Genomic DNA, 24,446 nt, shown 5'->3' with positions numbered 1-24,446 from the left:
ATTTGTTTCCCGGCTTCTACCCCAAATTCATCATTTATATACAAAAATCATAGGTAAAGAAAATTGGATCACGAACGTCTTCTTATTATAAAGAAGAAAATTGCACGCACTTCAATTATTATCCCGTTTATATTTCGTTTACATTCATGGAGTATCTTATCTCTTGCAAGTGAAAATGAGTGGAGGAAAAAGGGGAGAAATGACGAATGGAACAGACCAATAGCGTAGCGAAATGGGGAAACTGGCGACCTTTCTTTCGATTAATAAGGGAAACAAAGCCATCCAAACTAAAAATCGGTGTCGCGTTGTTCATGAGCATCGCCACCACACTGGTTAGCTTAGTAATTCCGTTGTTTACGAAGGATTTGGTGGACAGCTTTTCCCTATCTACGATCACGACACCACAAATCATTTTATTGATCGTTGCCTTTATCGCACAAGCCATTGTGGGAGGGCTGTCCATCTACTTATTAAATCATGTCGGCGAGAGTGTGGTGGCCGCACTCCGTGAACGACTCTGGAAAAAACTGCTCGTCCTGCCGATCTCTTATTACGATAACAACCGGACGGGTGAGACGATCAGTCGAATGACCAACGATACAGGCGTCGTGAAAAGCCTGATTAGTGATCAACTGTCCAGCTTTTTCACAGGATTGATCACGATCGTTGGTTCTGTGGTGACTTTGCTATACCTCGATTGGCAAATGACGTTAACAATGCTCGTTGCTGTGCCGCTGTGCGTCGGGATTCTCATTCCGCTTGGCAGTCAGATGTACAAAATTTCTAAAGGACTGCAAGATGAGACCGCCAGCTTTACGACGATTATGAATCAAGTGCTCCAAGAGATGCGGCTCGTCAAATCTTCCAATGCCGAAACACACGAACTGGGGATGGGAACAAAGGCAATCGGGAATTTGTTCCGATTCGGGCTAAAAGAAGGAAGAGTCCAAGCCGTCATTGGACCGTTAATGTCCTTTATCCTGATGGTGCTGCTCGTGGTTGTGATCGGCTATGGTGGCATGCGGGTGTCCACGGGAGCATTGACAGCTGGTGAGCTGGTCGCGTTTATTTTGTATCTGGTGCAAATTGTCATACCGTTGGGGCAATTCACACAGTTTTTCACTTCCTTGCAAAAAGCCATGGGGGCAACAGAAAGAATCATTACGACTCTGGACGCCGAAGAAGAAGATCTTTTGACAGGACGAACGCTTGAAAACGCTGGCCTGCCCATTCATTTGAATCATGTGAGCTTTGCGTATGAGAACGGGGAAACGATTCTCGATGATGTCAGCTTTACGATTGGGGCCGGAAAAGTAAATGCGATTGTCGGACCGAGCGGTAGCGGCAAGACGACGTTGTTTTCCCTGGTTGAAAGGTATTACCAGCCACTGAGTGGAGAAATCAGGCTGGGCAATGATCCCATCACGGATTTTTCGTTGAAGTCATGGAGAAGTCAAATCGGCTACGTGTCCCAGGAAAGTCCATTGATCGCCGGAACCATCCGAGAAAATATTTGCTATGGGGTTTCACGGACGATTAGCGACGAGGAGCTGAAGGAAGCGGCAAAGATGGCCTATGCGGATCAATTTATTGAGGAGTTGCCGAATGGCTATGAGACAGAAGTAGGAGAGCGAGGCATGAAGCTATCGGGTGGACAGCGCCAACGAATCGGGATTGCCCGTGCGCTGCTTCGGGACCCGCAAATCTTGATGTTGGATGAAGCTACCTCTAGTTTGGACAGCAATTCCGAGATGATCGTCCAGAAGGCGTTGCAAAATTTGATGAAGGGACGTACCACCCTCGTGATTGCCCATCGCTTATCGACTGTAGTGGAAGCAGATCAAATCATCTTTTTGGAAAAGGGAAAAATCACAGGTATGGGTACACATGAAGAGCTTTTTCAAACCCATGAGATGTACCGCGAATTGGCTAGTCAGCAATTACTCGTAAAAGAGAGGGTGTAGAATGTGACCACGATTATGGTAGTCGACGACGATCCGCATATTCGCGAGCTCGTCAGCGTCTTCTTGCGCAATGAAGGCTTTACGATAGTGGAAGCGGCAGACGGACAGGAGGCACTGGATAAACTGGAATCGGTTCAGGCACAACTGGTGATTCTTGACATCATGATGCCGAACATGGATGGCTGGGAGCTGTGTCGAAAGCTTCGCAAGCATTATGATTTTCCCTTGCTCATGCTGACTGCGAAGGGAGAGACATCGCAAAAAATCAAAGGCTTCGAGCTAGGGACAGACGATTATTTGGTGAAGCCATTTGATCCGCAGGAGCTGGTCGTCCGGGTAAAAGCGCTGCTCAAGCGTTACCGGATTGCCGCTTCGCATCAGGTTCTAGCAGGGAAACTGTTGCTTGATCGTAAAACGTTTGCAGTCGCCAGTGGCACGAAAACATGGACCATTCCACTAAAGGAGTTCGAGCTGCTATTCAAACTGGCCAGCTATCCCGGACAGACCATTTCCCGTGAGCAGCTGATCGAACAAATATGGGGCTATGATTTTGAAGGAAATGAGCGTACGGTAGACGTGCACATCAACCGCTTGCGGGAGCGTTTTCCAGAGGCGATGTACGGCTTTTTGATCCGGACGGTCCGGGGACTTGGTTATCGTTTGGAGATCGTCGTATGAAAAAGAGGCGGCCAGAACATTCCCGTGTTTTGCTGAAAATCGCAGGAGTGGTGGGCTTATGTGCTGTTTTTGCCTTGTGCGGGCTAGGTGCATACGGGAGTACCACTCTCTTTTATGGCTATATGGGCTATCATCCCAATGATCTTGTAAAAGCGCTGGTCAATTCAGTTGTGAGCTTCATTTTGTTTATTGGGGTAGGCATGATCATTTCTTTTTTCACCATGCCAAGGCATCGGGGCAGGTTTCAACCATTGATTGATGCGCTCAGACGGATTGCCATGGGGGATTTTCGGGTTAATCTCGATATCAAGCTGGCGCACGAATGGGGAGAGCTGGTGGATGGCATCAACCACGTGGCGGAGCAATTAAATGAGATGGAGAAGCTGCGGCAGGAGTTCATCTCCAATGTTTCCCACGAAATTCAATCGCCTTTGACGTCCATCAGCGGGTTTGCTCGCGCCCTGCATAATGAAAGACTTAGCCCAGAAGAGCGTCATCGTTACTTGGAGATTATCGAGTCGGAAAGCAAGCGACTATCCAAGATCAGTGACAACCTGCTTAAGCTCACTGCGCTAGAGGGCATCCAGCATGATTTAGAGCGGAAGCGGTATCGGTTGGACACGCAGCTACGCGCAATCATCCTCGCATGCGAGCCGCAATGGATGGGGAAAGAGATTGAAATGGACATAGACTTGGAAAAAGTCGAAATCGTCGCTGACGAAGATATGCTGAGTCAAGTCTGGACCAACTTGCTTGGCAACAGCATCAAATTCACGGAGGCAGGCGGGAAAATCAGCGTAAAACTGGAGACAGTAAATGGAGAAGTGCTCGTGAAAGTGACCGACTCGGGTATCGGGATATCCAAGGAAAATCAGGAACGCATTTTCGAAAGGTTTTTCAAGGCGGACCCATCGCGGAACCGAGCCAATTCGGGCAGTGGCCTGGGACTGGCAATCGTGAAAAAAATAATCGATTTGCATCATGCCACAATCGCCGTTGAGAGTGAAGTAGGGAAAGGTACCACGTTTACGATTACATTTGTTCAAACAGCATAAAAAAGCTGCCCCTTCGTCCGGGTGACGGTCTGGGACAGCTTTTTTCATGGCGAGTAAACCAGTTACGCGCCGATATACTTGGCATGGAGCGAACGTGCCAGGCTGATGTCATCTGTGCCTTGCACGAGGACGCGACCATCCGGGAAAATGACGAGCGTGTATGTATCGACACGGAAACGCAGCAAAAACTTGTTTTGCTCGATTTGTCCCAAAGGGGAAAGTCTATCAGCCAATGCATTCAGATCAAGTGTCATTGCAGCGGCGGGCGAGATTTGTACGGTGTCTCGACCGCAAAGGGAAACGGCTTGTCCATCCTGGGTATCCGGCTGCAAAAACGAAAATTGCTTGTGCCCACATGTTGGACAGTCGTCTCGGCGGGCATTGACCACCTTGATTTGCTGATGGCGGTTATGCCAAATCTCAAAGTGCTCCAAATTCGGATTGAGCTCATCGGTTGCGTCCACTAACAGCTTGAATGCTTCTGTTGCCTGATAGGAGGCGACGATGTGAATGATCGGTCCGATGACGCCAGCCGTGTCACAGGTAGGCATCTCACCCGGGTTTGGCGCTTCAGGGAAAAGACAGCGCAAGCAAGGCGTGATTCCCGGACGAATCGCGGTAAATGTTCCGGTTGCACTCACTGCGCCACCGTACACCCACGGGATACTATGCTTTACGCAAACGTCGTTCACGAGGTATCTCACCTGAAAATTATCCGTCGCATCCAGAACGAGATCGACATCTGTCAGCAATTCCTCTGCATTGTAAGCGGTGAGGTCTGCGACAATCGGTTCGATGGTGACGGCTGAGTTGATCTTTGTCAGCTTGGTGTGAGCGGCGATGGCTTTTGGCAAATGCTCGGCTGCATCGGATTCGTCGTAGAGCATTTGACGCTGCAGGTTGCTCGGCTCGACGAAGTCGCGGTCAATGATGCGGACAAAACCTACTCCAGCACGGACCATATGATTGGAGAGAACAGTTCCGAGGGCTCCCATGCCGACGATCGCTACACGGCTTTGCCCGAGCTTTTCTTGTCCACTGCGACCGATTGGATGAAACAATATCTGACGGGAATAGCGAGTATCCAAGGCGTTACTCCACCTTTCCTTCTGGCATCGCAAGCGGATTCCACGGTCCTTGCTGATGCCCCTTCCATTCGCTTCCATCTTCCCACATTTCTTTTTTCCAAATGGGAACGATCTGCTTGAGTCGCTCGATGGCATAACGGCCTGCTTCAAACGATTCATTGCGATGCGCTGTTGCAACGGCACAAACAACCGCAATCTCTTCCACAGCCAAATTACCGATACGATGGTGCATCGCGACTTGCGCTCCCGGCCAGCGTTCCTCGATCTCTGCTGCGACCTGCTTCATTTTTTCAACAGCCATAGGGGCATAAGCTTCATAGGACAAATACACCGTGCGCTGACCATGGGTAAATTCCCGAACAGTTCCGACAAAAGTAAGGACCGCGCCTGCATGCGGGTTGCTCACCAGGCGAACCAGCTTGTCCGCAGAAATGGGCTCCTCGGTAATGGCGAAGCGCGGGTCTTCTTCTCCGCCGCTTACAGGAGGTAAGAGGGCAATCTCGTCGTCGGCTGAAATGACCTGATTTTTCGCAGCATATTCATGATTGATGGATACAAAGCAACTGCCCAAAAGCGCAGAGAGCGCAGGATATTCTTTTTCCACTGCTTGCAGAAGATCGCTAACGGTCGCGCCTTCAGATAGGGTCAACTGTACTTCCCGGGCATTCGCACGTTCAGCGAGTCCGGCAAATAACAAGATCGTAATGGTCAAGACAATTCCTCATTTCCCTGGATGATACTACTCTCTAGGCTAGACGATATCATAAACCGAACAAAGTTGCCAATGAATGGGGTGTTTCAATCAGCGGTTGCTTCTAAGGCGCGAAGCCTTCCTGACTCAAATGAATCTGGTCCGGGGGAAAAACACGTAATAGCCGTTCATAGACGATCCGATAGGCGGAAGGATCATACCATTGTTCCAGTCCAAGCTGTTCATAGAGAGCGGGAATGCCGTTTCTTTTCGTTCGTTTACCACCGCTACCATCTCCCATATAAAAATCGTCGACACAGACACGTGTGACCAAGGGGCGCAAAATCTCCGGGAATAACTCACTGCTAGGCAAAACAGGGGCAATGGTTGCTTGTGTCGGGATGCCTGCTTCCGCCAAGCGCTGGAGTGTTTTGAGCCGCGCTTGAATGGGGGGAGCTTGCGGGCTAAAGTGCCTGCGAATCTCCTCCAAATCTGTCTCAACGGTCATGCTGACGCGGACGCGATCACCCAGCAGGAGCAACAAATCGGCATCCCTCCAAACCAAGGGGCTTCTCGTCTGCACCAACAAAAAATCGGGTTGATTCTCTACCATGACTTCGAGTAAAGACCTCGTTACCTTTTCCGTTTGTTCGATGGGCTGGTACGGGTCTGTACTCGAAGACATGAAGATGGTCACCTTTCCTTTTTTCTTTGCCCGCATTAGCTCCTTGCGCAATAAATCGGCAGCTTGCTGCTTTATGTCAATCCATGTGCCCCATTGCTCGTTGCGAAACAAAGAGACAGGCATTTGCCGAACATAGCAATAGGAGCAGGCGAAAGAACAGCCTGTATACGGATTGAGCGAGTGGGTGTAATCCGCAAGAAATCCGCTTCCTTTATTGAGGAGGGTTTTCGGCATTTTATAGGAAAGGATGCATTTCATATTGGGCGTTCCTCACTTTGCATCATGAAAAATAATCCCGAGGCTATAGCGGGTGCCTGAGGTAATCGTGCTGACACCGTGGCGCAGCGTGTTTTTATAGTAGCCTCGCGTTCCCTGCACAGGACGATAGGATGTCGGGAAAATCAGGCCAGCGCCCTGGTCCAAGGTTATCACATGTCCTCGGCTCTGCGCGCGCGGCCGTTGCTCCATCAGCAGAAATTCTCCGCCCCTGTAGTCCTTCTCCTTTTGATTCAAGGCAAAAACAACTTGAAACGGGAAGAACACCTCGCCGTACATATCCTGATGTAAACAATTGTAGCCGCCCATTTCGTATTTCAAAATTAATGGAGTAGAGCGCAGCTGACCCTGATCGTGACATTGCGCCAAAAATTCAGGGAGGGTAGCAGGATAGATAGCTTCGCGTCCAAGCATTTCCAGCCACCGATTCGCAGTCTGCGCAAGCATCGGATAAAAGCCTTCGCGCAGCTCCTGCAAAAGCGAGGGAAGGGGAGCCTGATAATAACGATACTCACCTTCGCCGAAACGGTACCGTGCCATCTGGATCGTATTGCGAAAAAGGTCATTTTGTCCATACGTAGCGATTAATTCGTCGCAGGCATCCGCGCTTATTAAGGAAGGAAAAGCAGCATACCCTTGTTCGTCCAGCTCCTGTTGCAGGGAATGCCAGTCAAGCGCAGCGATCCTTTCTGTCAGTGAACTAGCCATGCTTCACACCCCGATTTGTCTTTTTCTCCAGATCAAGCAGAGTTGTCTTCATGGGCAGTCCTCCACGATAGCCAGTCAGTGAACCGTTTTTACCGACAACGCGGTGGCAGGGGACTGTAATGAGAACCGGATTGGCACCGATTGCGGCACCGACGGCACGAACAGCAGCAGGCTTTTTAATGATGTTCGCAATGTCGGTGTACGATGCCGTTTGACCGTATGGGATTTGGCGCAGTGCTTCCCAGACGGCGAGCTGAAAAGGCGTTCCAGACAGGTCGCAATCCATGGAAAAATGTTCGCGCGTTCCCTGCAAATACTCCATCAGTTCTGCTGCAAAAGGCTTTAGCCATGGATCGTCTTGCACCAGTGCACTTTGTGGGCGATGCTTTTCAACCCACGCTTCCAATTCAGCAAAAGGCTGGTTGACCGAGCCAACATAACAAAGCCCGGCAGCCGTTGCAGCCAAGTAAATGGTCCAATCACCATGCTTCAGCATTGACCAACGTACCGTCTGATTCTTACTCGTTTCCATTTCTATACGCCTCCTTTGAGCTGTGTACGCACAGTATACCTCCAGCACCTGTTCTTCGTACGTTTTTAGGAGTGGATGAGCAAGATAACGAAACAATGTCATCTACATTCCCATTGCTTTTATCCAGCGGCGGGAGTAAGGTAGGAGGAGATAGAGGAGGAACGATACTAGTATGACTGATCAATTAACACATTTTAATGAACAAAATCGAGCTCGGATGGTGGACGTGTCTGAGAAGGACGTCACAAAACGGGTGGCTGTAGCCGAGAGCCAAATCAGCATGAAACCCGAAACACTCGCCCGAATCCGCGAAGGTCGAATCGAAAAGGGCGATGTACTCGCAGTTGCACAGGTAGCAGGTGTCATGGCTGCCAAAAAGACGTGGGAAATCATCCCGATGTGTCATCCGCTGCCATTGACTGGCATCGACATACAATTTGCTTTTGTAGATGAAACGACGCTTGCGATTACAGGAACCGTGAAGACGACAGGGAAAACAGGCGTCGAGATGGAGGCGTTGACCGCTGTCAGCGTAGCGGCTTTGACGGTGTATGACATGTGCAAAGCCATGGATAAAGAAATGATAATCGGTCCAACTAGTCTGCAATCCAAAACAGGCGGAAAAAGCGGCGATTTCCATCGGGGAGAGAAGTAAGCCATGAGGCAAAAGTGGGAATCCTATCCGAGCAGCATTCGTTTATTGGCGATTGCTGCCGTCATTTTTTCTACAGGAATGGCGTGTATTTGGCCGCTAGTCACGATCTATATTCACAACCATCTCGGAAAGCCGCTGACTGTAGCCGGCTTCTTGTTGCTTTTAAATCAAGGCGCATTCTTGATCGGGAGTATTGTCGGCGGGATGATGTTTGACCGCTGGGGAAAAATGCGCACCATCATTGTCGGATCCATCGGTGTTATTCTGATATCGATCGGCTTAGGTGTTACGCAAGATTTTACGATTTATGTTGTCTTGCTTCTGCTGAATGGACTGTTTTACGGAACACTTTCTCCTGTGATGAATGCACTGGCAGTAGTGTTATGGCCGGACGGAGGACGGAAAGGAATCAATCTGATATATGTCTCTCTCAATGTGGGGGTAGCTGCCGGTTCTGCGCTGGGCGGCTTCCTGGCAAGTGTTTCGTTTGCCTGGACGTTTTTCGGTAATGCGATTTCGCAAGTGATTGTGCTCGCCATGTTCATGCTCATTTTGCCGCGTCAGTTAAAAATGCTAGAACAACAACGTGAAAACTCGACGACTGGACAAAGTATGTCTGAGCAAGCAACTGGTGATGCGCTGCAACTACCACGTCAAGAGCCAAAGGTTGTTTGGGGAGCATTGCTGCTATTATGCGGGGGGCTATTAATTAGCTGGATTGTCTATGTACAATGGACGACGGTGCTGTCGACCTACATGCAATCCCTGGGCATTTCACTCCGTCAATACAGTCTGTTGTGGACGCTGAACGGAGGTTTGATCCTGTTTGGTCAACCATTGATTGCGTGGGTCATTCGACGCTTTGCCCGTACGCTAAAAGCACAAATGCTCTTGGGCGCTTATATTTTTGCCTTGTCGATGCTGATTCTGTCGCAATCAACGGTTTATGCAGGCTTTGTGGCAGGCATGTTCGTCATGACGCTAGGAGAAATGCTCGTGTGGCCAGCGGTACCGGCAGTAGCTGCACAGTTTACGCCAGAGGGACGAGAAGGCTTCATTCAAGGTCTGATTGCAGGAACTGGATCAGCAGGGCGGATGCTCGGACCACTGCTCGGCGCCATCATTTTCCAATCGATTCATGCGCAGGGACTATTGTTCGTGATGGCAGGCTTGTGTCTGTTGTCTGTCGCATTCTTTGCCTTCCACACCTCTTTTCAGGAAAGAAGGCATCAAGTGCCGGTACAGAATCAAGCATCTTGACACGATTTGCGTGCTCAAGTTAGTATGATATAGACGAAAAAACAGTATATTCCGTGTGTTTGACTTATTCAGAGAGGTGGAGGGACTGGCCCTATGAAGCCCGGCAGCGGATCTGTTCCATGTGATGGACAGATGCTGTGCCAATTCCAGCAGGATTTTTTCCTGACAGATAAGGACGTGACCAAGCTGATCTCCCCCTTTTTCTGTATGGAAAAAGGGGGTTTTATTGTATTGGGCCCAAGAAAGGAATGGAAGAAAGATGCGTATTCAACCCTCCGACATGATTGATCGACTCCCTACCCAGTTTTTTGCGACCCTGGTGGCAAAAGTAAACAAGGTCATTGCGCAAGGCCATGACGTCATTAACCTGGGGCAGGGCAATCCCGATCTGCCGACACCGCCGCACATTATTGAAGAATTACAGGCGCAAGCAGCACAACCACTCCATCACAAATATCCGCCTTTTCAGGGACGCGTGGAACTGAAGCAGGCAGTGGCTCATTGGTATAAGCAAGAATTTGATGTAGACCTCGATCCGGAGGAAGAAGTAGCGATATTGTTCGGCAGCAAAACCGGACTCGTAGAGATTTGCCAAGTACTCATGAACGCAGGCGATGTTGCACTGGTTCCAGACCCAGGCTATCCGGATTATTGGTCGGGGGTTGCAGTCGTAGGCGGACGGATGGTCATGATGCCGTTGAAGGCGGAAAATGATTTCTTGCCAGACTACAGCCAGCTCTCCCAAGCTGATTTGGATCGAGCGAAACTGATGTTTCTCAACTATCCGAACAATCCGACAGCAGTCAACGCACCACTCGAGTTTTATAAGGAAACGATTCGTTTTGCCCGAAAACATGAAATCGTCGTCTGCCATGACTTCGCCTACGGGGCGATCAGCTATGACGGGAAAAAGCCGGTCAGCTTCATGCAGGTTCCGGGAGCAAAAGAAGTGGGCGTAGAATTTTATACCTTGTCCAAAACATACAACATGGCAGGCTGGCGTGTTGGTGCCATGGTAGGAAATCGCGAGCTGGTTCGTCTGATCAATCTCATTCAGGACCATTACTTCGTCAGTCTGTTCGGAGCGGTACAGATGGCGGCAGCCAAAGCGATGACGGAGTCGCAGCAGTGCGTTCGCGATCTCGTCGCTGTTTACGAAAGCCGCCGCAATGCCTTGTACTCCAATCTGCATCGGATTGGCTGGCAGGCACCACCATCTCAAGGTTCGTTTTTTGCTTGGCTTCCTGTTCCAAGTGGCTTCACTTCCGTGGAGTTCTCTGACCTGCTTTTGGAAAAAGCCCATGTCGTCGTAGCGCCGGGAAATGGCTTTGGCCCGACAGGTGAGGGTTATGTGCGAGCGGCTTTGTTATCCAATGAAGATCGTCTCGCAGAAGCGGTCCAACGGATTGAGCGGTTGGGGTTGTTTACGAAAACAAAATAAAAGCGAGGCAATTTGGCCACACTACCATACAAATGGAGTGTGGCTATTTTCTTCTAGAATAAAAATCATTCTCATTATTGACAGATAATGATTTTCATTATACGATGGCATTGTTAATGATAATTAGTCTCAGCAAGAGCGGGAGGGTACCATGCGCTATCAGATTAACGGTTACACGGATATGTATACGGTGATCGCCAACGAGCGAAAAATCGGCGGAGCCATTGAAGCAGGCCAGATTCGCTTGCGGACGGGAGAAATTTACGCCAATGCTGTTCTCACTCGTTTGGAAATGTCAGGTGCGCATTTTTGCTCGATCGGATTTGTTACAGAAGAAGGCAAAAGACTGATTGTCCATGTGAATGATATCAGCATGATCGCTGATGCACGTCACGTCAACGTTTGTGAGCTAACGAACGAATGCATGAGAGTGGAGAAATCCGCTGAGAGATTGAAGCGGTTGAAGCGTCTCTGTGAACTAAATGAAGGAAGCTGTACGCCGACCTTCCAAGAAGAGGCATTGCTGTTGGCAAGCGATATTGGCATGGAAGAAGCGTCCACGCATGTAGACCTCTCTTTTCTTCCACACACAGAGAAACCACGTGTGTTCCGCATCGCCTAGGAAGATATAGCCCATACATATGGACCCCTTTTCGTTTGATACGAAGAGGGGTTTTTTGCATGCAGTGTGCGAAGACTAACGATTGAACAACCGCTCGACATAGTCAAAACCTATCCGCTCATAGCTACCAAGGATTGGACTTACGAGAGGGAGAGTGATAAAACAAGGATAAGCAAAATCAAGGGGGAACGGAACATGGAGTACTCATTTTCAAAATCTGTTGAAGCACTATCCTCCTCGGCTGTCCGGGAAATCTTGAAGCTGACCCAAGGCAATCAAGTGCTCTCGCTCGCAGGTGGACTGCCAGCAGAGGATTCTTTTCCAATCGCAGAGATGCGCGAAGCGTTCAACCGCGCATTCGAACAAGGAGCAAAAGCTCTTCAGTACGGATTGACTGATGGATACTTGCCGCTTCGTGAGTGGATTGCATCCCGCATGAAGCAAAAGCATATGAACGTCGGTGTAGATAATATGATCATCACTACGGGCTCTCAGCAAGCAGTAGACTTGTTGTGCCGTGTATATTTAGACGAAGGCGATGTCGTTCTCGTAGAAAACCCTACTTATTTGGCAGCGGTTCAGTTGTTCCAATTCCGGGGAATCAAAGCGATTCCCGTAGACGGTGATGCTGATGGGATGGATATGGACGATCTGGCGAAAAAAATAGCCCAGTATCGCCCGAAAATGGTGTATGTCATTCCTACCTTTGCCAATCCGACAGGAAAGGTATGGAGCCTCGAACGCCGTCTTGGCTTGCTTCGTCAATGTAAGGCGCAAAACATTCTCATCCTGGAAGACGATCCATATGGAGAGATCCAATTTGATGGGGAAGCTCCGTATCGCTCGATCTTCTCACTGGATGAGCATCCGACCGATTCCTGTGTGGTGTACACCAGTACCTTTTCCAAAATTGTCGCGCCAGGCTTGCGTACCGGATGGGCCATTGGAGATACACGCGTGATTCAAATGATGGTGAAGGCGAAGCAAGCAATTGATTTGCAGTCGAGCACAATCGACCAGTACGCGCTGTATGAGCTTTTGTCCCGCTTTGATCTGGAGCGCCACATTGAGAAAATCCGCGAGTCCTACAAGGCGCGCATGGAATGGATGCATGAGCTCTTGGTAGCGCAAAACTGGGAGGGCGTACAGTGGGAAAAACCAAGAGGCGGGATGTTCCTCTGGGTGAATCTTCCTGAGCACGTCGATGCTGAGAAGCTGCTGGCCCGTTCCGTACAGGAAGGCGTGGCATTCGTACCAGGGAAGCCGTTTTATGCAGCTGAGCCGCAAGTGAATACGATGCGCTTGAACTATACACTCTTGAACCGAGAAGACACGGAGCTTGCGATTTCACGACTGGGCAAAGCATTCCACGCCTACAGCCAATCTCTGGTGACAAATGTTTAATAGAAGCAAAAAGACAACCATTACCATTGAGCTGGTTGTCTTTTTTGATTTATGTCTTACAGGGAATGCTCTCTTTGTGCCCGATCCAGCCATTCATTCACAAGCTCTGTAAACAGAAGCGGCTGCTCAATCTGCAAGTTGTGTCCGGCACAATCGAGTGCGGCAAATGAAGAGCGGGGATAGCCTTCGATAATATCCCAAATATCGCGATAGCCGACAGAATGATCTTGTTTGCCCACAACAAAAAGACTCGGGTGGGGGAAGGGGGCCGTATCCAATGGGAAGGACACGCCGTATGACTGTCTGATTTTACTGAGGAAAGAAGGGTCAGACAGCATGTAGCCGTCGACAATCTCTTTTTTATAGCGGTTCCACGTATAATCGGTAGCTACTACCGCCATCGACTCAAACTCCGCTCGTTCCGTCTCACTCAACTGCTCCCAGAGAGAAGGCTCCTTTACTAAGATGGGTTTATCCGGCAGTGTGCGCTTATCTTTATCAGGAATGACGTTCGGGCAGATGAAAAGGGCGCCCTTCACTTGATCCCGGCGCTTCTCGATAACTGCTCGTGTAAGATATCCGCCGTATGATTCACCTGCAATGAAAAAGGGCTCATCTGGAATGAGCTGATCGATGAACGCGAGGACAACCTCCAGAATATCGTCCGTGGTGTGGATATGTTCGTAGTTTTCCGTTTGTCCCATTCCAGGCAGGTCTATGTAAAGTCGTCGATATCCTGAGCGTTTCTCAAAAATTGGTTCCAGACAACCAGTCATGCAGCGGTGATCAAGTGAAAAACCGTGAATCATCACGACAGGAAAACCGCTTCCAATCTCCTCATAATAAAGGTTGACGCCATTGACCTCGCATCTCATAAAAAGCCCCCCAACGACATTTGTGTCAGATTGTTTTGAAAGTTCGGAACGCACGTTCTTATTATAAGTCATATGTTAAATATTACAAGGATGAAAAAACACACCCACAACGAGACTCGTCAATGGGTGTGGCAAAGGGCTTCCTATTCTTCTGTTTCTTCCAAGGTGCAAATTGCGCTTGGACGCTTGATCCGCAATACAACGCACTCATATACACGGAACAGACTGTTCATTTGCTCGTCTCCGAGGAACGCGGAGTCGAAGTCTTCTGCAATCGCCAGGTCGAGATTGTGGCGGCCAGTCGCTACCAATACGCCGGAGCGGCCTTTAATGGTAGGAGATTGGAAGACACCATCTGTAACGAGATTGCGAACATGCTCGATCTCAAGCACATTGGTGCCTTTGTGCACACGATGCAAGAGAGAGTAGAGTTCAGGAGAAACAACCAGTGCATACGGACCGCTGTGGCCCATTTTCAACAGCTTGTTGCGTGCTTCCACGATATCGGCAAATGCATTGCCAGATTCCATCCAATCGCTCTTCAGATGAGTGAGGCGGCCTTTTACGTTCATCAGACCTGGGAGGTCGAATTCCGCAGCACCGTTGAAGATCAGATCGTCTTCCATCAGTGCACCACCAGCAGCTGCATTGGCAGCCGCGCTCATGTCCAAAGGCATGCCCAGTGTGCGTGCTTGGGCAACATCGCGCCAGTAGAGCATGAAATCCTTGTACAGGATCGGAATCGTCATGCTGACACGGCGGCTAGGCTGTGTCATTTCCAGTGATTCTCCACGCAGGGAGAGACCGCCAAAACGAGATTCCTCATATACATCGTTGGTAATGGTTTGGATGCCTTCACCCAATGGTCCATAAATATCGATAAAACGACGTCCTACCAGCTGGCGGCGAGCCATGTCAACGACAGTTGCGTCCAGCTGGTTCCATTCTTCAGTCGTCAAGGGAGAGTCTGGGTATTTACGAAGCTTGTCCATAGTGTAACCTCCATGTCATTTCAGGATATCCGGTTCTTTACATTCCTTTCAAGCTACCAACTGTCAGTCCTTTTTTGCCAGAAGCTGCAGGGGCGGAATGCTTGATCACGGAAGCAACACCGTGAGGAGCGGAAGCCGAAGCTTTCAAATGATCTACCTGGTGAATGTCGTGCCCCTCATCGTGATCAGTGAGATCAGGATGAGCCGCATCAGAGAATCGCTGACTCATGTTCGCCATGATCTCTTTGACAGTCAAGTAGTCTGTATGCGTCTTTTCACGCATGCCATCCAGGAGCTGACGTGTTTCGTCATCCTTGAACTCATACAGAGAGAGCTCCAGATGCTCGCGGAAATTGTGCAATCCAAAACGTTCCAGATTCACATCGGACAACATTTGCGAGAGGTCGCGATCACTTAGCTGATCCAGGCTTTTTCCTGAGGATAGCTTCTCCAGGTAGGGAACCAATTCCTGCAAGCGACCCATGCGCTGTTCTTCTTCTTCCAAAATGTGATGGTAGTAAAGACGAGTATGCTCGTCCGTTGCCGCGTCGATAATCGGCTGGATAACGCCCATGAAGCTGTTGATATAACCTTTGGTGCGATCAAAAATGGCGTGCAGCTGTGTAATTTCTTGCACCTACGCCACCTCCTCATTCACAATCTATTTTTTCATTATACCGTTGGAAAAAACACCCGGGCAACACCTATGTACAATTTCCTATGATTACGAAGAATATGGTGCGGTGTAATTTGGAAAAGAGGGCGGGAACGCTAGAGCGTCGTGGCTTTGCCTATCGGCTTCGTTTCTAGTTTTGTTTTTTGACAAAAAAGTTATCATGGAGAGTATTGTCAAAGGCTATTGGGAATGATAATATTTATCAATAAGAGTGATATTCATTATCAATTAGCGTTCTGAGAAGAAAACATAAATTCTACAATCACCTAAATTTAAGGAGGTAACAAGTTATGTCATCCATTTTAGTAATTGGCGGAGATCGCCTGGGCAATATTATCGAATTTCTGCAAGGGCAAGGCTTCAAGGATATTCACCACGTAACTGGACGGAAAAGCTCGCAAACCGGGGTGAAAATTCCAGCTGGTATCCACATGATTCTGGTGTTGACTGATTTCGTCAATCACAACTTGGCCAAAACCGTGAAAAACCAAGCTAAAGATCGCGAGCTACCCATCGTTTTCTGCAAGCGTTCGTGTTCTGCGATTGCCAAAGCTTTTGATCTCACTGCGTAAATACATACTCTCCCGGTAGGGCAGACTACGATCGTGAGTCTGACACCAACGGAGGAATGACGCGTATGGAACAGAATCGTTTGAGTGAAATGCCTATCGCACAGCTTACGGCCGCTCAGCTGCAACAATTAAAACAGGCAGAAGAACAAATCAACACAGAAGGTCCAAATGTATATCTTATTGCATTAGAGAAGCAATCCCCGTCCTCCTAGACGGGGTTTTTTTGTTGAAACGTGTGCTTCTCACTTGAATACGTATTGCTCCAATTGCATTTTGAGGGCGTCAATTCCGATGGCGAAGCCCAAGCATTGGCTGGATTGAATGATGAATGCATTGAGACCAACGACTTCCCCATTCAAATTAATGAGTGGACCTCCGCTATTTCCTGGGTTAATGGCAGCATCCGTCTGAAAAATTTCTTCGTACATTCGCTTCGCGACCTGTAAGCGGCGGTTTTTGGCACTGATGATCCCCGCTGTCACAGAATTTTCCAAACCAAGTGGGGAACCACCTGTCGCCATACAGGCAAAATTAGGGGCGATTTCAGTGAAAAGACAACAGATGCAGGCAGACCTCTCGATTTTTCTGACCAGAGGCAGCGTCAGTTGCTTCCGCGTCAACACGTTGGATGAGTGTGCACACGAGTACTCGCCGTTCTTTTTCATTTGCATGCGTCCAAATGAGATGCCAATTGGAAAGCAGATCTAGATCAAGCGGTTGTCCTTTTGAAAAAGCAGAGTAAGTCCGTTCCCGTTCTTTTGCAGCCAGCTCCAACGCACTGATTTTCTCTCGTAAGGCAGGGAGAGTAAGGAATCCCTCTTCATAAGCTTGTTCCCAGCGCTGCCTTCGAATTTGCAGCTGTTGCTCGGTTTCTTTCGTGGGAGCGCGGGAATTCGTCTGCAACACAGTCTGATACACTTCCTTCAACGCAGCGATTGACTCTGGCGAATGCTGCATCAGCTCGTGCACAATGGCTTTTTCCAAGCGATCCTCACGTATGGCAGGAGCCTCACACGTACCAGCCAGCTTGTTTTTACATAAGTAATAGCGGTGCGTGTAACGTTTTTCCCCTTTTCCCGTGATTGTGGTTGTTTTCCCGCGCATAGAGGAGCCGCAACGCGAGCAGTACAGCAATCCGGAAAAGAGGTAGCGGGAGCTGAGAACGCGGGGATGGCTTGTGCCGCGAGTACTCATCCGCTCCTGCACCCGCGAGAAACATGGCTGATCGATGATGGCTGGGTGAGTCGCCTCTTCGATAATCCATTCCTCCGGCTCATTGCGTTGTTGATCGGCGTCGGTGTAATTCCAACGCAGCGCACCGTGATAGACCGGATTTTTTAACAAGCGAAGCACGGCACTTGCTTTCCATGCAGCGCCATTTTTGCCGCGCAATCCAGAATGATTCGCCCATTCAGCGATTTGGCGCGGAGATTCGCCTCGATCATAGCGCTCGAACATGCTGCGTACGCCATCTGCTTCCCTTTGATTCACGACCAGCGTTCCTCGCTCCAGATTGTATCCAAATGGTGCAGGTCCTCCTGGTCGTTTTCGTTCTCTTGCCATCTGGCTCATACCCAGCTTGACCCGTTCCGCCAAGTTTTCCCGTTCCCATTGTGCGAGGGCAGCCACTAATGTAATAAACAGTCGTCCGATTGCCGTAGTCGTATCGTATACCTCGGTACAGCTTTTAAAGTGTACCGCATGTCGATCGAACTCCTGCAGGAGCTGATACAGATCGAGGACAGAGCGAGTGAGCCGATCGAGTCGATAGACGAGGACGACATCGATTTCCCCCGTTCGAATATCCTGCAGGAGCTGACCGAGTGCGGGGCGATTGGTATCTTTGGCACTTACGCCTTCATCTGCGTAAACTGCATGGACTTCCCAACCTTGGGAGTGAACATACGAGAGCAGTTTTTCCCTTTGAGCGGGGATCGAAAATCCTTCACGTGCCTGATCCTCCGTACTGACACGAATGTAGACGGCCGTTCGCATCGCCCGTCCTCCCTTCATCTCGGGTTGCTAGAGTCTACAGCAAAAGGGAGGAGCTTATGCCTGACCGCAAATAAAAAACCCCGCTTATCCGTCTTGGACAAGTGGGGTTATGCTACATCCAATTTTGGCCCCATTCGTGAATGGAATCAATAACAGGACGTAGGGCTTTTCCTTTTTTCGTCAATTCGTATTCAATGCGAACCGGAATCTCCGGGTACACTTTGCGCTCCAAAATCTCGAGCTCCTCCAGCTCCTTTAGCCTTTCAGAGAGCATTTTGTCGCTCATATGTGGAACCATTTCGCGGATATCTTTGAATCGTACAGTCCCACGTAGCAACACATGAATAATCAGGCCGGTCCAGCGTTTTCCAAGGACGTTCATTGCACATTCATATTTTGGACACATGTGTTCGCCAGAAAAATCTTGACTCATATCGGCGTCACCTCTATCTAGCAGCATTATTGTTGCCCTTTATTCTAACAGATAAGCTTGAAAAAAGTAAGTAACGAAAAGTTGGAATGACACTTTGTCAATGGCCGAGAAATCAAGCCCGTTTTCATGGACAAATGTTTCCCTATAAGGTGTCCACACATACACTAATCGCGAAAGAAAAGAAGCGAAGAGGGTGTTACGATGCTTCCAAAACGGGTAATCGGCATTTTAACCTGGCGGGAGGGTGTACGCTTTGAGGAACCAGATTATTTGCGAAAGCTGGTTCAAACAGGGCGAAAGCTAGGCGCAGAAATCTACCTGTTTTCGCATCAGGACGTCAATGTTCCTGCCAGAAAGATCAAGGGCTACATCCCTAAACAGAATGGGGGCTGGATAAGTAAATCATTCCCTTGGCCAGAAGTTGTAATCGATCGGTACCGCCGCAGGGTAAAGGAGTATATCCGGCTGCGAAATAGTGATCTGTTTTTCTTTGCTAATAGTCCGTTCAGTAAGAAATGGAGAGTAACGAATCTGCTCGCCTCCGATGAACGAGTCAAATGCTGGATTCCGGAGACGCATGTCTACGACAAAGGTTTGGTCCGAAACATGCTCGCACGCCATCGGCTCGTCTATATCAAGCCAGGCAATGGCACAGGGGGAAGAAGCATCCTCAGAGTGAAGAACAGCGGCAAGGAGTATAGCCTCTCTGGACGTGACAAAAAGCATAAGCATCATGTGGCCCGGATTGCTACGGTGGAAGGCGTGGAAAAATGGGTCAAAACGTGGGTGGAGGAACAGCGTATTCGCGATGGTAATTTCCTGGTGCAGCAAGGATTGGACCTGGGACTGCTACGCAAGCATGTCGTCGATGTACGGCTATTGATTCAAAAAGACGAGCGTGGGCAGTGGGCGGTGACAGGCTGTGCAGTACGCATGGGAGAGAACGGCAGTGCTACTTCCAATTTGCATGGGGGAGGCAAAGCGATTCCCTTTGAATGGTTTATGTCCAGGCGATTTGGAGGGGAGCGGGGAGAGCTGATCAAACAGGAATGTTATCGGCTTGCTTTTGATGTAGCAAACACGCTCGAGGACTATTTCGGCCGTATGATGGAATTCGGACTGGACATTGGGGTGGATGTGGACGGACGTGCGTGGTTAATCGAAGTGAACCCCAAGCCGGGGAGAGAGGTTTTTCGCCAGATGGGTGACATGGCGCTATACAAAAAGGCGATAGCTCGTCCCGTTCAATTTGCGCTGTATTTGGCTCGGAACTAGGCTCGTTTTTTGTCTCTTTGAACACAGGTGGAGAACCGACGCTAATGACCCATTCTCCTACTTTTGTATGAGAGGAGTTGCCTAGTGGCAGCGGATATAGCTTGCAGTCTGCATCAATTTTGATGACGGCGTAATCCCGGACTCGATCAGCTATAATGCGTTTGGCTTCAAACACTCTACCGTTATATAGCTTCACGAAAATGTTTTTGGATTTGCCGATGACATGCTCGCTCGTCAAGATATACCCTTTCGGATGAAAAAGAAATCCGGAGCCAAAGCTTCGTTCCGTGGGTGGAGAATTATCTTCATGATCAATGAGGCTGCGAATTAACGAATCCACGTCTTTGGAATGGGGAGCATCTTCGGTCACGATGGAGACTACTCCCTCTTGAACTCGCTCGACAATGGGAACGAAGAAATTAAATGGGTGCAGACTGCTGCTGCTCACAGGGTACTTTACCCGCGTATATTGGGACCATTTTTTACTTTTCACCGATCTCTCCCCCTACAGCAGATAGGTATGTATCATCTTATGGGGAGCGGAGGGGGAAGGGACGCCCAATTTCTAGTCGAGTGTATGGATATATCATTAATTTTGATTGATATAATAAAGAAATAGCATTGGTATAATTATTTGAATGCCTTTATAATAACATGTAGTTAAAGAATATTTTGAACATAAAGGCTAAGTCCTAGCCGATAGAGAGAGAAAAAGAACGGTAACGGAGGATGCGAAGAGATGGATGTTAAAACGATCATACTGGGTTTCTTGAGCTATGGGGAAATGAGTGGCTACGATATTAAGCAAGCGTTTACAAACAGCATTGGATTCTTTTATGACGCTAGCTTTGGTGCTATTTATCCAGCATTGCGCAAACTGGAGGAAGAAGGCTTCGTAACGAAGCAAGAAATCATTCAGTCTGGCAAGCCTAACAAGATTTTGTACCGTATTACAGAAGCCGGAAAACAATCTTTCCGTCAAGAAATCCAGACGCCTATCTTGCCGCCAGTATTGCGTTCAGACATGCTGGTTAAGATTTTCTTCGGCAAGAGCCGCACGATCGACGAACAAAAGGATTTGTTAGAGGGCTGTTTGGATACACAACGTCAATTGCTCCAACAAAGTAAGGCCTCTTATAAAAAGCTGGAAATGAATTTTGACGAATATCAACGTTTTTGCTGGGAGTATACCATTCATCATCTGGAGTCAACGATTTCCTTTATGGAACAAAAAATGACTTCCTTGTTGAAACAACCAGCTTATTCCGTTTAGCCACATAAAGCGAAGGGCTCATGTCTTGTAAACAATGAGCCCTTCGCTTATTTTCATTTATTTGAGGTTTTCTGGATTGAGGCATTCGAGCTCAGGTACAACGAAACGTCCGTCTTTGCGGATCAGGCGATCGTCGAACCAAATTTCTCCACCGCCCCACTCAGGGCGTTGAATCATAACCAGGTCCCAGTGCACGGAGGATTTGTTTCCGTTAAATGCTTCATCGTAAGCCTGTCCTGGTGTAAAGTGGAAGCTTCCATCGATTTTTTCGTCGAAGAGGATGTCTTTCATCGGGTTTTGGATGTACGGATTCACACCAATCGCAAATTCCCCAACGAATCTGGCACCTTCATCCGTATCAAAGATTTCATTGATCTTCTCTGTATCGTTTGCAGTTGCCTCGACGATTTTACCATCCTTGAAGGTCAGCTTGATATTGTCGTATGTAAAGCCTTGGTAAGGAGATGGCGTGTTGTAAGCGATCGTACCATTGACGGAATCACGGACAGGAGCAGTAAATACTTCTCCGTCAGGGATGTTGGCTTCACCTGCACATTTGATTGCCGGAATATCTTTGATGGAGAAGGTCAGATCGGTGCCTGGCCCTACGATACGTACCTTGTCGGTTTTCTCCATCAGCTCGACCAAGCTGTCCATGGCTTTATCCATTTTGCCGTAATCAAGCGTGCACACTTTGAAATAGAAATCTTCGAAAGCGGCGGTGCTCATGTTAGCCAACTGAGCCATAGATGCATTTGGATAGCGAAGCACGACCCATTTGGTATGCGGTACACGAATATCCAGTACAGGACGCGCTAGCAGCTTGGAGTGCAGTTGCATTTTGTCTCCAGGCACATCAGAGAGCTCACTGATGTTGTCTCCGCCGCGGATGCCAATGTAGCAATCCATTTGCTTCATGAAAGCCACATCTGCTTCACGCATGATACCCAACTGTGTTTCGTTGGCACCCATCAAGAGTTCGCGCTGAACGGATTGGTCGATCAGTTGGACAAACGGATTTCCCCCAGCTTCGTATACCTTGGCAATGACAGCTTTTGTCAGATCGGTAACGTTGCCAATGGAGTAAATTAAAACGTTTTCACCTGGCTTGACAGTCACCGAATAATTGACGAGGACGTCAGCCAGTTTTTCAATTCGTGGATCTTTCATAGGAAGGGGATCCCTCGCTTTCCATATCATTCTTTTCCATTGTACACAACTCAAACAGAAAAAAGCTACCCACTGGCGAGGGTAGCTTGCGGAGGAAACGCGCTTGAAGGATTCGGTACTTCATGTATATGCAACGGCCTGCTAAATATGGCTATATCTTCGGGGAAGAAAGATTAGTCGCAGCTGCACCCGATAATAACCAGCAGGATGAAAAGAATCAAAACCAGAGTGAATCCGTCGAATTCTCCATTAAAGATGCCGCTCATCGAATAAACATCCTCCTCATATGTGTGTTAAGCCTCTTGTGCTTACATCTACAACATATGGGTGATGGCATAGGACCGAACCGGGCATCCGCCCATTTTTAAGAAAATTGTTTGGGAAATCTCTCTTTTTCATACTCTTGCAGTTCTCGATGTTTATTATTCTGAAAAGCAGGAAAAGCTAGAGGATACCAAAAGACTTTGCAAGTATGAAAGGATGTTTATGTGATGCAAAGATCATTATCGAGACTGCAGCATGATCTGGTCCAAATTACGATTAATGTTGGAGAAGAATTTAAATCCATTGTGTGGAAAGCGCAGTACGATATGGACTTCAATACAGAGTGTCTGTTTTGTTTTTCCGAGCAAATTACCGGCTACCGTGTAGAAGATGAAGACGGAAAAGCGGGGAAAGTAGCAGTTTGTCCGCATTGTGAAAAAGTAAACGCCATCTACGCGTGAAATTGAAGTTTGATCGCAGAGGAAAGACGATGCTGCTTGTTAGCATCGTCTTTTTTCTTTCAAGTTTTCGAACAAGTTTTAGAAGATACCGATGAACGCCCACAACTCGTGAGAAGAAAAAGCACAGGGCTCGCAGACCTTGACAATGCCTACCCAGTCGGAACTTAAAAAAGGGGACCACGCTTGTCGAACACTTCTTCCTTGAGAAACTTCCGCCCATAGGGTGGCTTTGGCTCGACGGTCCCCTTTTTTAAGTGGAGACGGCCAGTGAATCCCCCTTGCTGGCGTGTCAGAGTCGAAGAGAACTGTGCTTTTTCTTCTCCTCCACTATGTTGACTCAAACCAAAAGGACTTTCAGTCCTTCTCAGATGGTCTTTCAAGTCTATATCTGCCTCTATATCCACCAAGTACCACGTGCTCTTTAGCAGGATTGAAAGGAGGCTTCTCGAATAGTATGGGAGACATACATAAGTAGATAGGTAGGGGTGAACACCGTGCAAAAGAGATGCACCCGCTGCGGGAATGAAATGGAGATCGAGCTGCGCAACGTCGTGTACCGGAAACGAGTTAAAATCATGAATGTACCTGTACAGGTCTGCGTGGACGAAGACTGTGACCATTCCCAAGTGGTAGATGTGATTAAGGATGATTTGAAGTCACTCATGGAGGAACTGGGCCAACATCCGCAGCGCCAGGCAATCGAATTCGAAGAAATGTCAGAGTTATCCAACTTATTGGTATTGATTGCTAATGAGAAGGTGAATTCGACCGTAAGAGAATTACTTGGTGAAAAAGTCAACGAGCTATTGGATCTGTTTTTGTTGGCGCAGTCCCTTGGCGATGAAAAATGGATGCTGGAGCTACGCGAACGTCTAACGAAAATTATGGTGTAAGGATAAAGAGATGCCTAGCAGAAAGGTATCTCTTTTTTCATTTCTCCACTGCACCGCAAATGTAGACTTTGCTGCTTGGACTTATGTATACTGATAGGCACATGAGATAAGGAGAGATGGACATGTCACAAAAACAGCTTCATTCCATAGAAGAACTGGATGAGTTCGTAGCGAAAAATGGGAAAAAGCTTTTGTTTAAGCATAGCACGATCTGCCCAATCAGTACGTCCGCTTATGAAGAGTTTCAGGCGTATTTGCTGGACAATCAAGTGGAATCTGCGGTCATTCTGGTAAGGGAGGATCGCCCTGTCTCCAACGCAGTTGCAGATCGTTTTTCCATCAAGCACGAATCCCCGCAAATCTTTTTGCTGGAAGACGGAGAAGTAAAATGGCACACATCTCACTGGAAAATTACAAAGGACGCGATTGGCCAAGCGCTAAAAGCGTAATCAAAAAGCCGGACACCCGATAAGCGAGGTGAAACCGGCTTTTTGTATGGAGAAAAAGA

At 48.4% G+C, this 24,446-nt stretch carries 28 protein-coding genes, 1 pseudogene and 1 riboswitch; of the genes and pseudogenes, 15 read left to right on the top strand and 14 right to left on the bottom strand.

What is annotated here, in order from left to right; genetic code table 11:
- The first annotated feature begins 206 nt into the window (after positions 1-206).
- The 3 genes from ACM6JA_RS23975 to ACM6JA_RS23965 are packed head-to-tail and all read left to right on the top strand — an operon-like array spanning position 207 to position 3,697.
- Complete coding sequence (locus tag ACM6JA_RS23975) at positions 207-1,964, top strand: ABC transporter ATP-binding protein (RefSeq protein ID WP_414854383.1); 1,758 nt, start codon at positions 207-209, stop codon at positions 1,962-1,964.
- Positions 1,965-1,967: 3 nt separating this feature from the next.
- Positions 1,968-2,642, top strand: coding sequence for a response regulator transcription factor (locus ACM6JA_RS23970; RefSeq protein ID WP_414854382.1), 675 nt, complete (start codon positions 1,968-1,970; stop codon positions 2,640-2,642).
- Positions 2,639-3,697: a sensor histidine kinase gene (locus tag ACM6JA_RS23965; RefSeq protein ID WP_414854381.1), complete on the top strand. Its 1,059-nt coding sequence runs from the start codon at positions 2,639-2,641 to the stop codon at positions 3,695-3,697. Before ACM6JA_RS23970 ends, ACM6JA_RS23965 begins: the two co-directional genes overlap by 4 nt.
- A gap of 62 nt (positions 3,698-3,759) precedes the next feature.
- Here ACM6JA_RS23965 and ACM6JA_RS23960 read toward each other — a convergent pair whose 3' ends face one another.
- From ACM6JA_RS23960 to ACM6JA_RS23940, 5 genes are all read right to left on the bottom strand, one after another.
- Positions 3,760-4,785, bottom strand: coding sequence for a ThiF family adenylyltransferase (locus ACM6JA_RS23960; protein ID WP_414854380.1), 1,026 nt, complete (start codon positions 4,783-4,785; stop codon positions 3,760-3,762).
- Positions 4,786-4,789: 4 nt separating this feature from the next.
- Positions 4,790-5,497 (bottom strand): molybdenum cofactor biosynthesis protein, encoded by a 708-nt coding sequence (locus ACM6JA_RS23955; RefSeq protein WP_414854379.1) that lies wholly within the window; start codon positions 5,495-5,497, stop codon positions 4,790-4,792.
- A gap of 103 nt (positions 5,498-5,600) precedes the next feature.
- Positions 5,601-6,419 carry an SPL family radical SAM protein gene (locus tag ACM6JA_RS23950; protein ID WP_414854378.1) on the bottom strand — a complete coding sequence of 273 codons (819 nt, stop codon included), beginning with the start codon at positions 6,417-6,419 and terminating at the stop codon, positions 5,601-5,603.
- Positions 6,420-6,431: 12 nt separating this feature from the next.
- Positions 6,432-7,145 carry a 2OG-Fe(II) oxygenase gene (locus ACM6JA_RS23945; RefSeq protein WP_414854377.1) on the bottom strand — a complete coding sequence of 238 codons (714 nt, stop codon included), beginning with the start codon at positions 7,143-7,145 and terminating at the stop codon, positions 6,432-6,434.
- Positions 7,138-7,677, bottom strand: coding sequence for a methylated-DNA--[protein]-cysteine S-methyltransferase (locus ACM6JA_RS23940; RefSeq protein WP_414854376.1), 540 nt, complete (start codon positions 7,675-7,677; stop codon positions 7,138-7,140). The genes ACM6JA_RS23945 and ACM6JA_RS23940 overlap by 8 nt, the downstream gene beginning before the upstream one ends.
- Positions 7,678-7,849: 172 nt before the next feature.
- On the opposite strand from ACM6JA_RS23940, the gene moaC reads away from it, so the two are divergent.
- The 5 genes from moaC (at position 7,850) to ACM6JA_RS23915 (ending at position 13,059) form a co-directional block, all read left to right on the top strand.
- Positions 7,850-8,332: a cyclic pyranopterin monophosphate synthase MoaC gene (gene moaC, locus ACM6JA_RS23935; protein ID WP_047071888.1), complete on the top strand. Its 483-nt coding sequence runs from the start codon at positions 7,850-7,852 to the stop codon at positions 8,330-8,332.
- Between the two features lie 3 nt (positions 8,333-8,335).
- Positions 8,336-9,592, top strand: a complete 1,257-nt coding sequence (locus ACM6JA_RS23930) for an MFS transporter (protein ID WP_414854375.1) — start codon at positions 8,336-8,338, stop codon at positions 9,590-9,592.
- Positions 9,593-9,653: 61 nt separating this feature from the next.
- Positions 9,654-9,768: riboswitch (SAM riboswitch) on the top strand.
- A gap of 83 nt (positions 9,769-9,851) precedes the next feature.
- Positions 9,852-11,033, top strand: coding sequence for a pyridoxal phosphate-dependent aminotransferase (locus tag ACM6JA_RS23925; protein ID WP_414854374.1), 1,182 nt, complete (start codon positions 9,852-9,854; stop codon positions 11,031-11,033).
- 151 nt (positions 11,034-11,184) lie between these two features.
- Positions 11,185-11,655 carry a hypothetical protein gene (locus tag ACM6JA_RS23920; RefSeq protein WP_007721255.1) on the top strand — a complete coding sequence of 157 codons (471 nt, stop codon included), beginning with the start codon at positions 11,185-11,187 and terminating at the stop codon, positions 11,653-11,655.
- 195 nt (positions 11,656-11,850) lie between these two features.
- A complete protein-coding gene (locus ACM6JA_RS23915) occupies positions 11,851-13,059 on the top strand; it encodes a PLP-dependent aminotransferase family protein (protein WP_414854373.1) in 1,209 nt (402 codons plus the stop codon).
- A 56-nt stretch (positions 13,060-13,115) separates the two neighbouring features.
- Here ACM6JA_RS23915 and ACM6JA_RS23910 read toward each other — a convergent pair whose 3' ends face one another.
- The 3 genes from ACM6JA_RS23910 to ACM6JA_RS23900 form a co-directional block, all read right to left on the bottom strand.
- Complete coding sequence (locus ACM6JA_RS23910) at positions 13,116-13,934, bottom strand: alpha/beta fold hydrolase (RefSeq protein WP_414854372.1); 819 nt, start codon at positions 13,932-13,934, stop codon at positions 13,116-13,118.
- A 143-nt stretch (positions 13,935-14,077) separates the two neighbouring features.
- Positions 14,078-14,926 (bottom strand): family 1 encapsulin nanocompartment shell protein, encoded by an 849-nt coding sequence (locus ACM6JA_RS23905; protein WP_007721249.1) that lies wholly within the window; start codon positions 14,924-14,926, stop codon positions 14,078-14,080.
- Between the two features lie 37 nt (positions 14,927-14,963).
- Positions 14,964-15,563: an IMEF encapsulin system ferritin-like cargo protein gene (locus ACM6JA_RS23900; RefSeq protein ID WP_414854371.1), complete on the bottom strand. Its 600-nt coding sequence runs from the start codon at positions 15,561-15,563 to the stop codon at positions 14,964-14,966.
- A 329-nt stretch (positions 15,564-15,892) separates the two neighbouring features.
- Here ACM6JA_RS23900 and ACM6JA_RS23895 point away from each other — a divergent pair, with 329 nt between their 5' ends.
- Positions 15,893-16,174: a DUF2325 domain-containing protein gene (locus tag ACM6JA_RS23895; RefSeq protein ID WP_007721245.1), complete on the top strand. Its 282-nt coding sequence runs from the start codon at positions 15,893-15,895 to the stop codon at positions 16,172-16,174.
- A gap of 65 nt (positions 16,175-16,239) precedes the next feature.
- A complete protein-coding gene (locus ACM6JA_RS23890; RefSeq protein ID WP_007721244.1) occupies positions 16,240-16,386 on the top strand; it encodes a hypothetical protein in 147 nt (48 codons plus the stop codon).
- 30 nt (positions 16,387-16,416) lie between these two features.
- Here ACM6JA_RS23890 and ACM6JA_RS23885 read toward each other — a convergent pair whose 3' ends face one another.
- From ACM6JA_RS23885 to ACM6JA_RS23875, 3 genes are all read right to left on the bottom strand, one after another.
- The gene (locus tag ACM6JA_RS23885; RefSeq protein ID WP_007721243.1) at positions 16,417-16,695 is read right to left on the bottom strand and encodes a S1C family serine protease; all 279 of its coding nucleotides are present in this window, start codon (positions 16,693-16,695) and stop codon (positions 16,417-16,419) included.
- Positions 16,696-16,717: 22 nt separating this feature from the next.
- Positions 16,718-18,169: a recombinase family protein gene (locus tag ACM6JA_RS23880; protein ID WP_414854370.1), complete on the bottom strand. Its 1,452-nt coding sequence runs from the start codon at positions 18,167-18,169 to the stop codon at positions 16,718-16,720.
- 112 nt (positions 18,170-18,281) lie between these two features.
- Positions 18,282-18,602, bottom strand: coding sequence for a winged helix-turn-helix transcriptional regulator (locus ACM6JA_RS23875; protein ID WP_173618495.1), 321 nt, complete (start codon positions 18,600-18,602; stop codon positions 18,282-18,284).
- A 201-nt stretch (positions 18,603-18,803) separates the two neighbouring features.
- Here ACM6JA_RS23875 and ACM6JA_RS23870 point away from each other — a divergent pair, with 201 nt between their 5' ends.
- The gene (locus ACM6JA_RS23870; protein WP_414854369.1) at positions 18,804-19,877 is read left to right on the top strand and encodes a YheC/YheD family protein; all 1,074 of its coding nucleotides are present in this window, start codon (positions 18,804-18,806) and stop codon (positions 19,875-19,877) included.
- 79 nt (positions 19,878-19,956) lie between these two features.
- Here ACM6JA_RS23870 and ACM6JA_RS23865 read toward each other — a convergent pair.
- Positions 19,957-20,217: pseudogene (locus ACM6JA_RS23865) on the bottom strand (trypsin-like peptidase domain-containing protein); the annotation flags it as partial.
- Positions 20,218-20,616: 399 nt separating this feature from the next.
- Between ACM6JA_RS23865 and ACM6JA_RS23860 the strand changes: the two are divergent.
- Positions 20,617-21,150 carry a PadR family transcriptional regulator gene (locus ACM6JA_RS23860; RefSeq protein ID WP_144613527.1) on the top strand — a complete coding sequence of 178 codons (534 nt, stop codon included), beginning with the start codon at positions 20,617-20,619 and terminating at the stop codon, positions 21,148-21,150.
- Positions 21,151-21,207: 57 nt separating this feature from the next.
- Here the strand turns inward: ACM6JA_RS23860 and ACM6JA_RS23855 are convergent, their stop codons facing one another.
- Positions 21,208-22,320 (bottom strand): aminopeptidase, encoded by a 1,113-nt coding sequence (locus ACM6JA_RS23855; protein WP_414854368.1) that lies wholly within the window; start codon positions 22,318-22,320, stop codon positions 21,208-21,210.
- 173 nt (positions 22,321-22,493) lie between these two features.
- Positions 22,494-22,586 carry a YjcZ family sporulation protein gene (locus ACM6JA_RS23850; protein WP_017250455.1) on the bottom strand — a complete coding sequence of 31 codons (93 nt, stop codon included), beginning with the start codon at positions 22,584-22,586 and terminating at the stop codon, positions 22,494-22,496.
- A gap of 225 nt (positions 22,587-22,811) precedes the next feature.
- Between ACM6JA_RS23850 and ACM6JA_RS23845 the strand changes: the two genes are divergently transcribed.
- The 3 genes from ACM6JA_RS23845 (at position 22,812) to ytxJ (ending at position 24,387) form a co-directional block, all read left to right on the top strand.
- Positions 22,812-23,045 (top strand): hypothetical protein, encoded by a 234-nt coding sequence (locus ACM6JA_RS23845; protein WP_414854367.1) that lies wholly within the window; start codon positions 22,812-22,814, stop codon positions 23,043-23,045.
- 494 nt (positions 23,046-23,539) lie between these two features.
- The gene (locus ACM6JA_RS23840) at positions 23,540-23,938 is read left to right on the top strand and encodes a hypothetical protein (protein WP_372680501.1); all 399 of its coding nucleotides are present in this window, start codon (positions 23,540-23,542) and stop codon (positions 23,936-23,938) included.
- A gap of 122 nt (positions 23,939-24,060) precedes the next feature.
- Positions 24,061-24,387 (top strand): bacillithiol system redox-active protein YtxJ, encoded by a 327-nt coding sequence (gene ytxJ / locus ACM6JA_RS23835; protein WP_414854366.1) that lies wholly within the window; start codon positions 24,061-24,063, stop codon positions 24,385-24,387.
- Positions 24,388-24,446 lie beyond the last annotated feature (59 nt).

The sequence above is a fragment of the Brevibacillus sp. IT-7CA2 genome, from assembly GCF_949767855.1.
Classification (GTDB): Bacteria; Bacillota; Bacilli; order Brevibacillales; family Brevibacillaceae; genus Brevibacillus.
The sequence above is the reverse complement of the archived record's forward strand: the minus strand, read 5'-3'. Positions and strand labels throughout refer to the sequence as shown.

Excerpts from the sequence above, each read along its gene's own strand:
- ACM6JA_RS23975 (WP_414854383.1), top strand. The coding sequence starts at position 207 with ATGGAACAGACCAATAGCGTAGCGAAATGGGGAAACTGGCGACCTTTC.
- ACM6JA_RS23965 (WP_414854381.1), top strand. The coding sequence starts at position 2,639 with ATGAAAAAGAGGCGGCCAGAACATTCCCGTGTTTTGCTGAAAATCGCA.
- ACM6JA_RS23950 (WP_414854378.1), bottom strand. The coding sequence starts at position 6,419 with ATGAAATGCATCCTTTCCTATAAAATGCCGAAAACCCTCCTCAATAAA.
- ACM6JA_RS23945 (WP_414854377.1), bottom strand. The coding sequence starts at position 7,145 with ATGGCTAGTTCACTGACAGAAAGGATCGCTGCGCTTGACTGGCATTCC.
- ACM6JA_RS23940 (WP_414854376.1), bottom strand. The coding sequence starts at position 7,677 with ATGGAAACGAGTAAGAATCAGACGGTACGTTGGTCAATGCTGAAGCAT.
- moaC (WP_047071888.1), top strand. The coding sequence starts at position 7,850 with ATGACTGATCAATTAACACATTTTAATGAACAAAATCGAGCTCGGATG.
- ACM6JA_RS23930 (WP_414854375.1), top strand. The coding sequence starts at position 8,336 with ATGAGGCAAAAGTGGGAATCCTATCCGAGCAGCATTCGTTTATTGGCG.
- ACM6JA_RS23925 (WP_414854374.1), top strand. The coding sequence starts at position 9,852 with ATGCGTATTCAACCCTCCGACATGATTGATCGACTCCCTACCCAGTTT.
- ACM6JA_RS23920 (WP_007721255.1), top strand. The coding sequence starts at position 11,185 with ATGCGCTATCAGATTAACGGTTACACGGATATGTATACGGTGATCGCC.
- ACM6JA_RS23915 (WP_414854373.1), top strand. The coding sequence starts at position 11,851 with ATGGAGTACTCATTTTCAAAATCTGTTGAAGCACTATCCTCCTCGGCT.
- ACM6JA_RS23910 (WP_414854372.1), bottom strand. The coding sequence starts at position 13,934 with ATGAGATGCGAGGTCAATGGCGTCAACCTTTATTATGAGGAGATTGGA.
- ACM6JA_RS23905 (WP_007721249.1), bottom strand. The coding sequence starts at position 14,926 with ATGGACAAGCTTCGTAAATACCCAGACTCTCCCTTGACGACTGAAGAA.
- ACM6JA_RS23895 (WP_007721245.1), top strand. The coding sequence starts at position 15,893 with ATGTCATCCATTTTAGTAATTGGCGGAGATCGCCTGGGCAATATTATC.
- ACM6JA_RS23890 (WP_007721244.1), top strand. The coding sequence starts at position 16,240 with ATGGAACAGAATCGTTTGAGTGAAATGCCTATCGCACAGCTTACGGCC.
- ACM6JA_RS23885 (WP_007721243.1), bottom strand. The coding sequence starts at position 16,695 with ATGGCGACAGGTGGTTCCCCACTTGGTTTGGAAAATTCTGTGACAGCG.
- ACM6JA_RS23880 (WP_414854370.1), bottom strand. The coding sequence starts at position 18,169 with ATGCGAACGGCCGTCTACATTCGTGTCAGTACGGAGGATCAGGCACGT.
- ACM6JA_RS23875 (WP_173618495.1), bottom strand. The coding sequence starts at position 18,602 with ATGAGTCAAGATTTTTCTGGCGAACACATGTGTCCAAAATATGAATGT.
- ACM6JA_RS23870 (WP_414854369.1), top strand. The coding sequence starts at position 18,804 with ATGCTTCCAAAACGGGTAATCGGCATTTTAACCTGGCGGGAGGGTGTA.
- ACM6JA_RS23860 (WP_144613527.1), top strand. The coding sequence starts at position 20,617 with ATGGATGTTAAAACGATCATACTGGGTTTCTTGAGCTATGGGGAAATG.
- ACM6JA_RS23855 (WP_414854368.1), bottom strand. The coding sequence starts at position 22,320 with ATGAAAGATCCACGAATTGAAAAACTGGCTGACGTCCTCGTCAATTAT.
- ACM6JA_RS23850 (WP_017250455.1), bottom strand. The coding sequence starts at position 22,586 with ATGAGCGGCATCTTTAATGGAGAATTCGACGGATTCACTCTGGTTTTG.
- ACM6JA_RS23845 (WP_414854367.1), top strand. The coding sequence starts at position 22,812 with ATGCAAAGATCATTATCGAGACTGCAGCATGATCTGGTCCAAATTACG.
- ytxJ (WP_414854366.1), top strand. The coding sequence starts at position 24,061 with ATGTCACAAAAACAGCTTCATTCCATAGAAGAACTGGATGAGTTCGTA.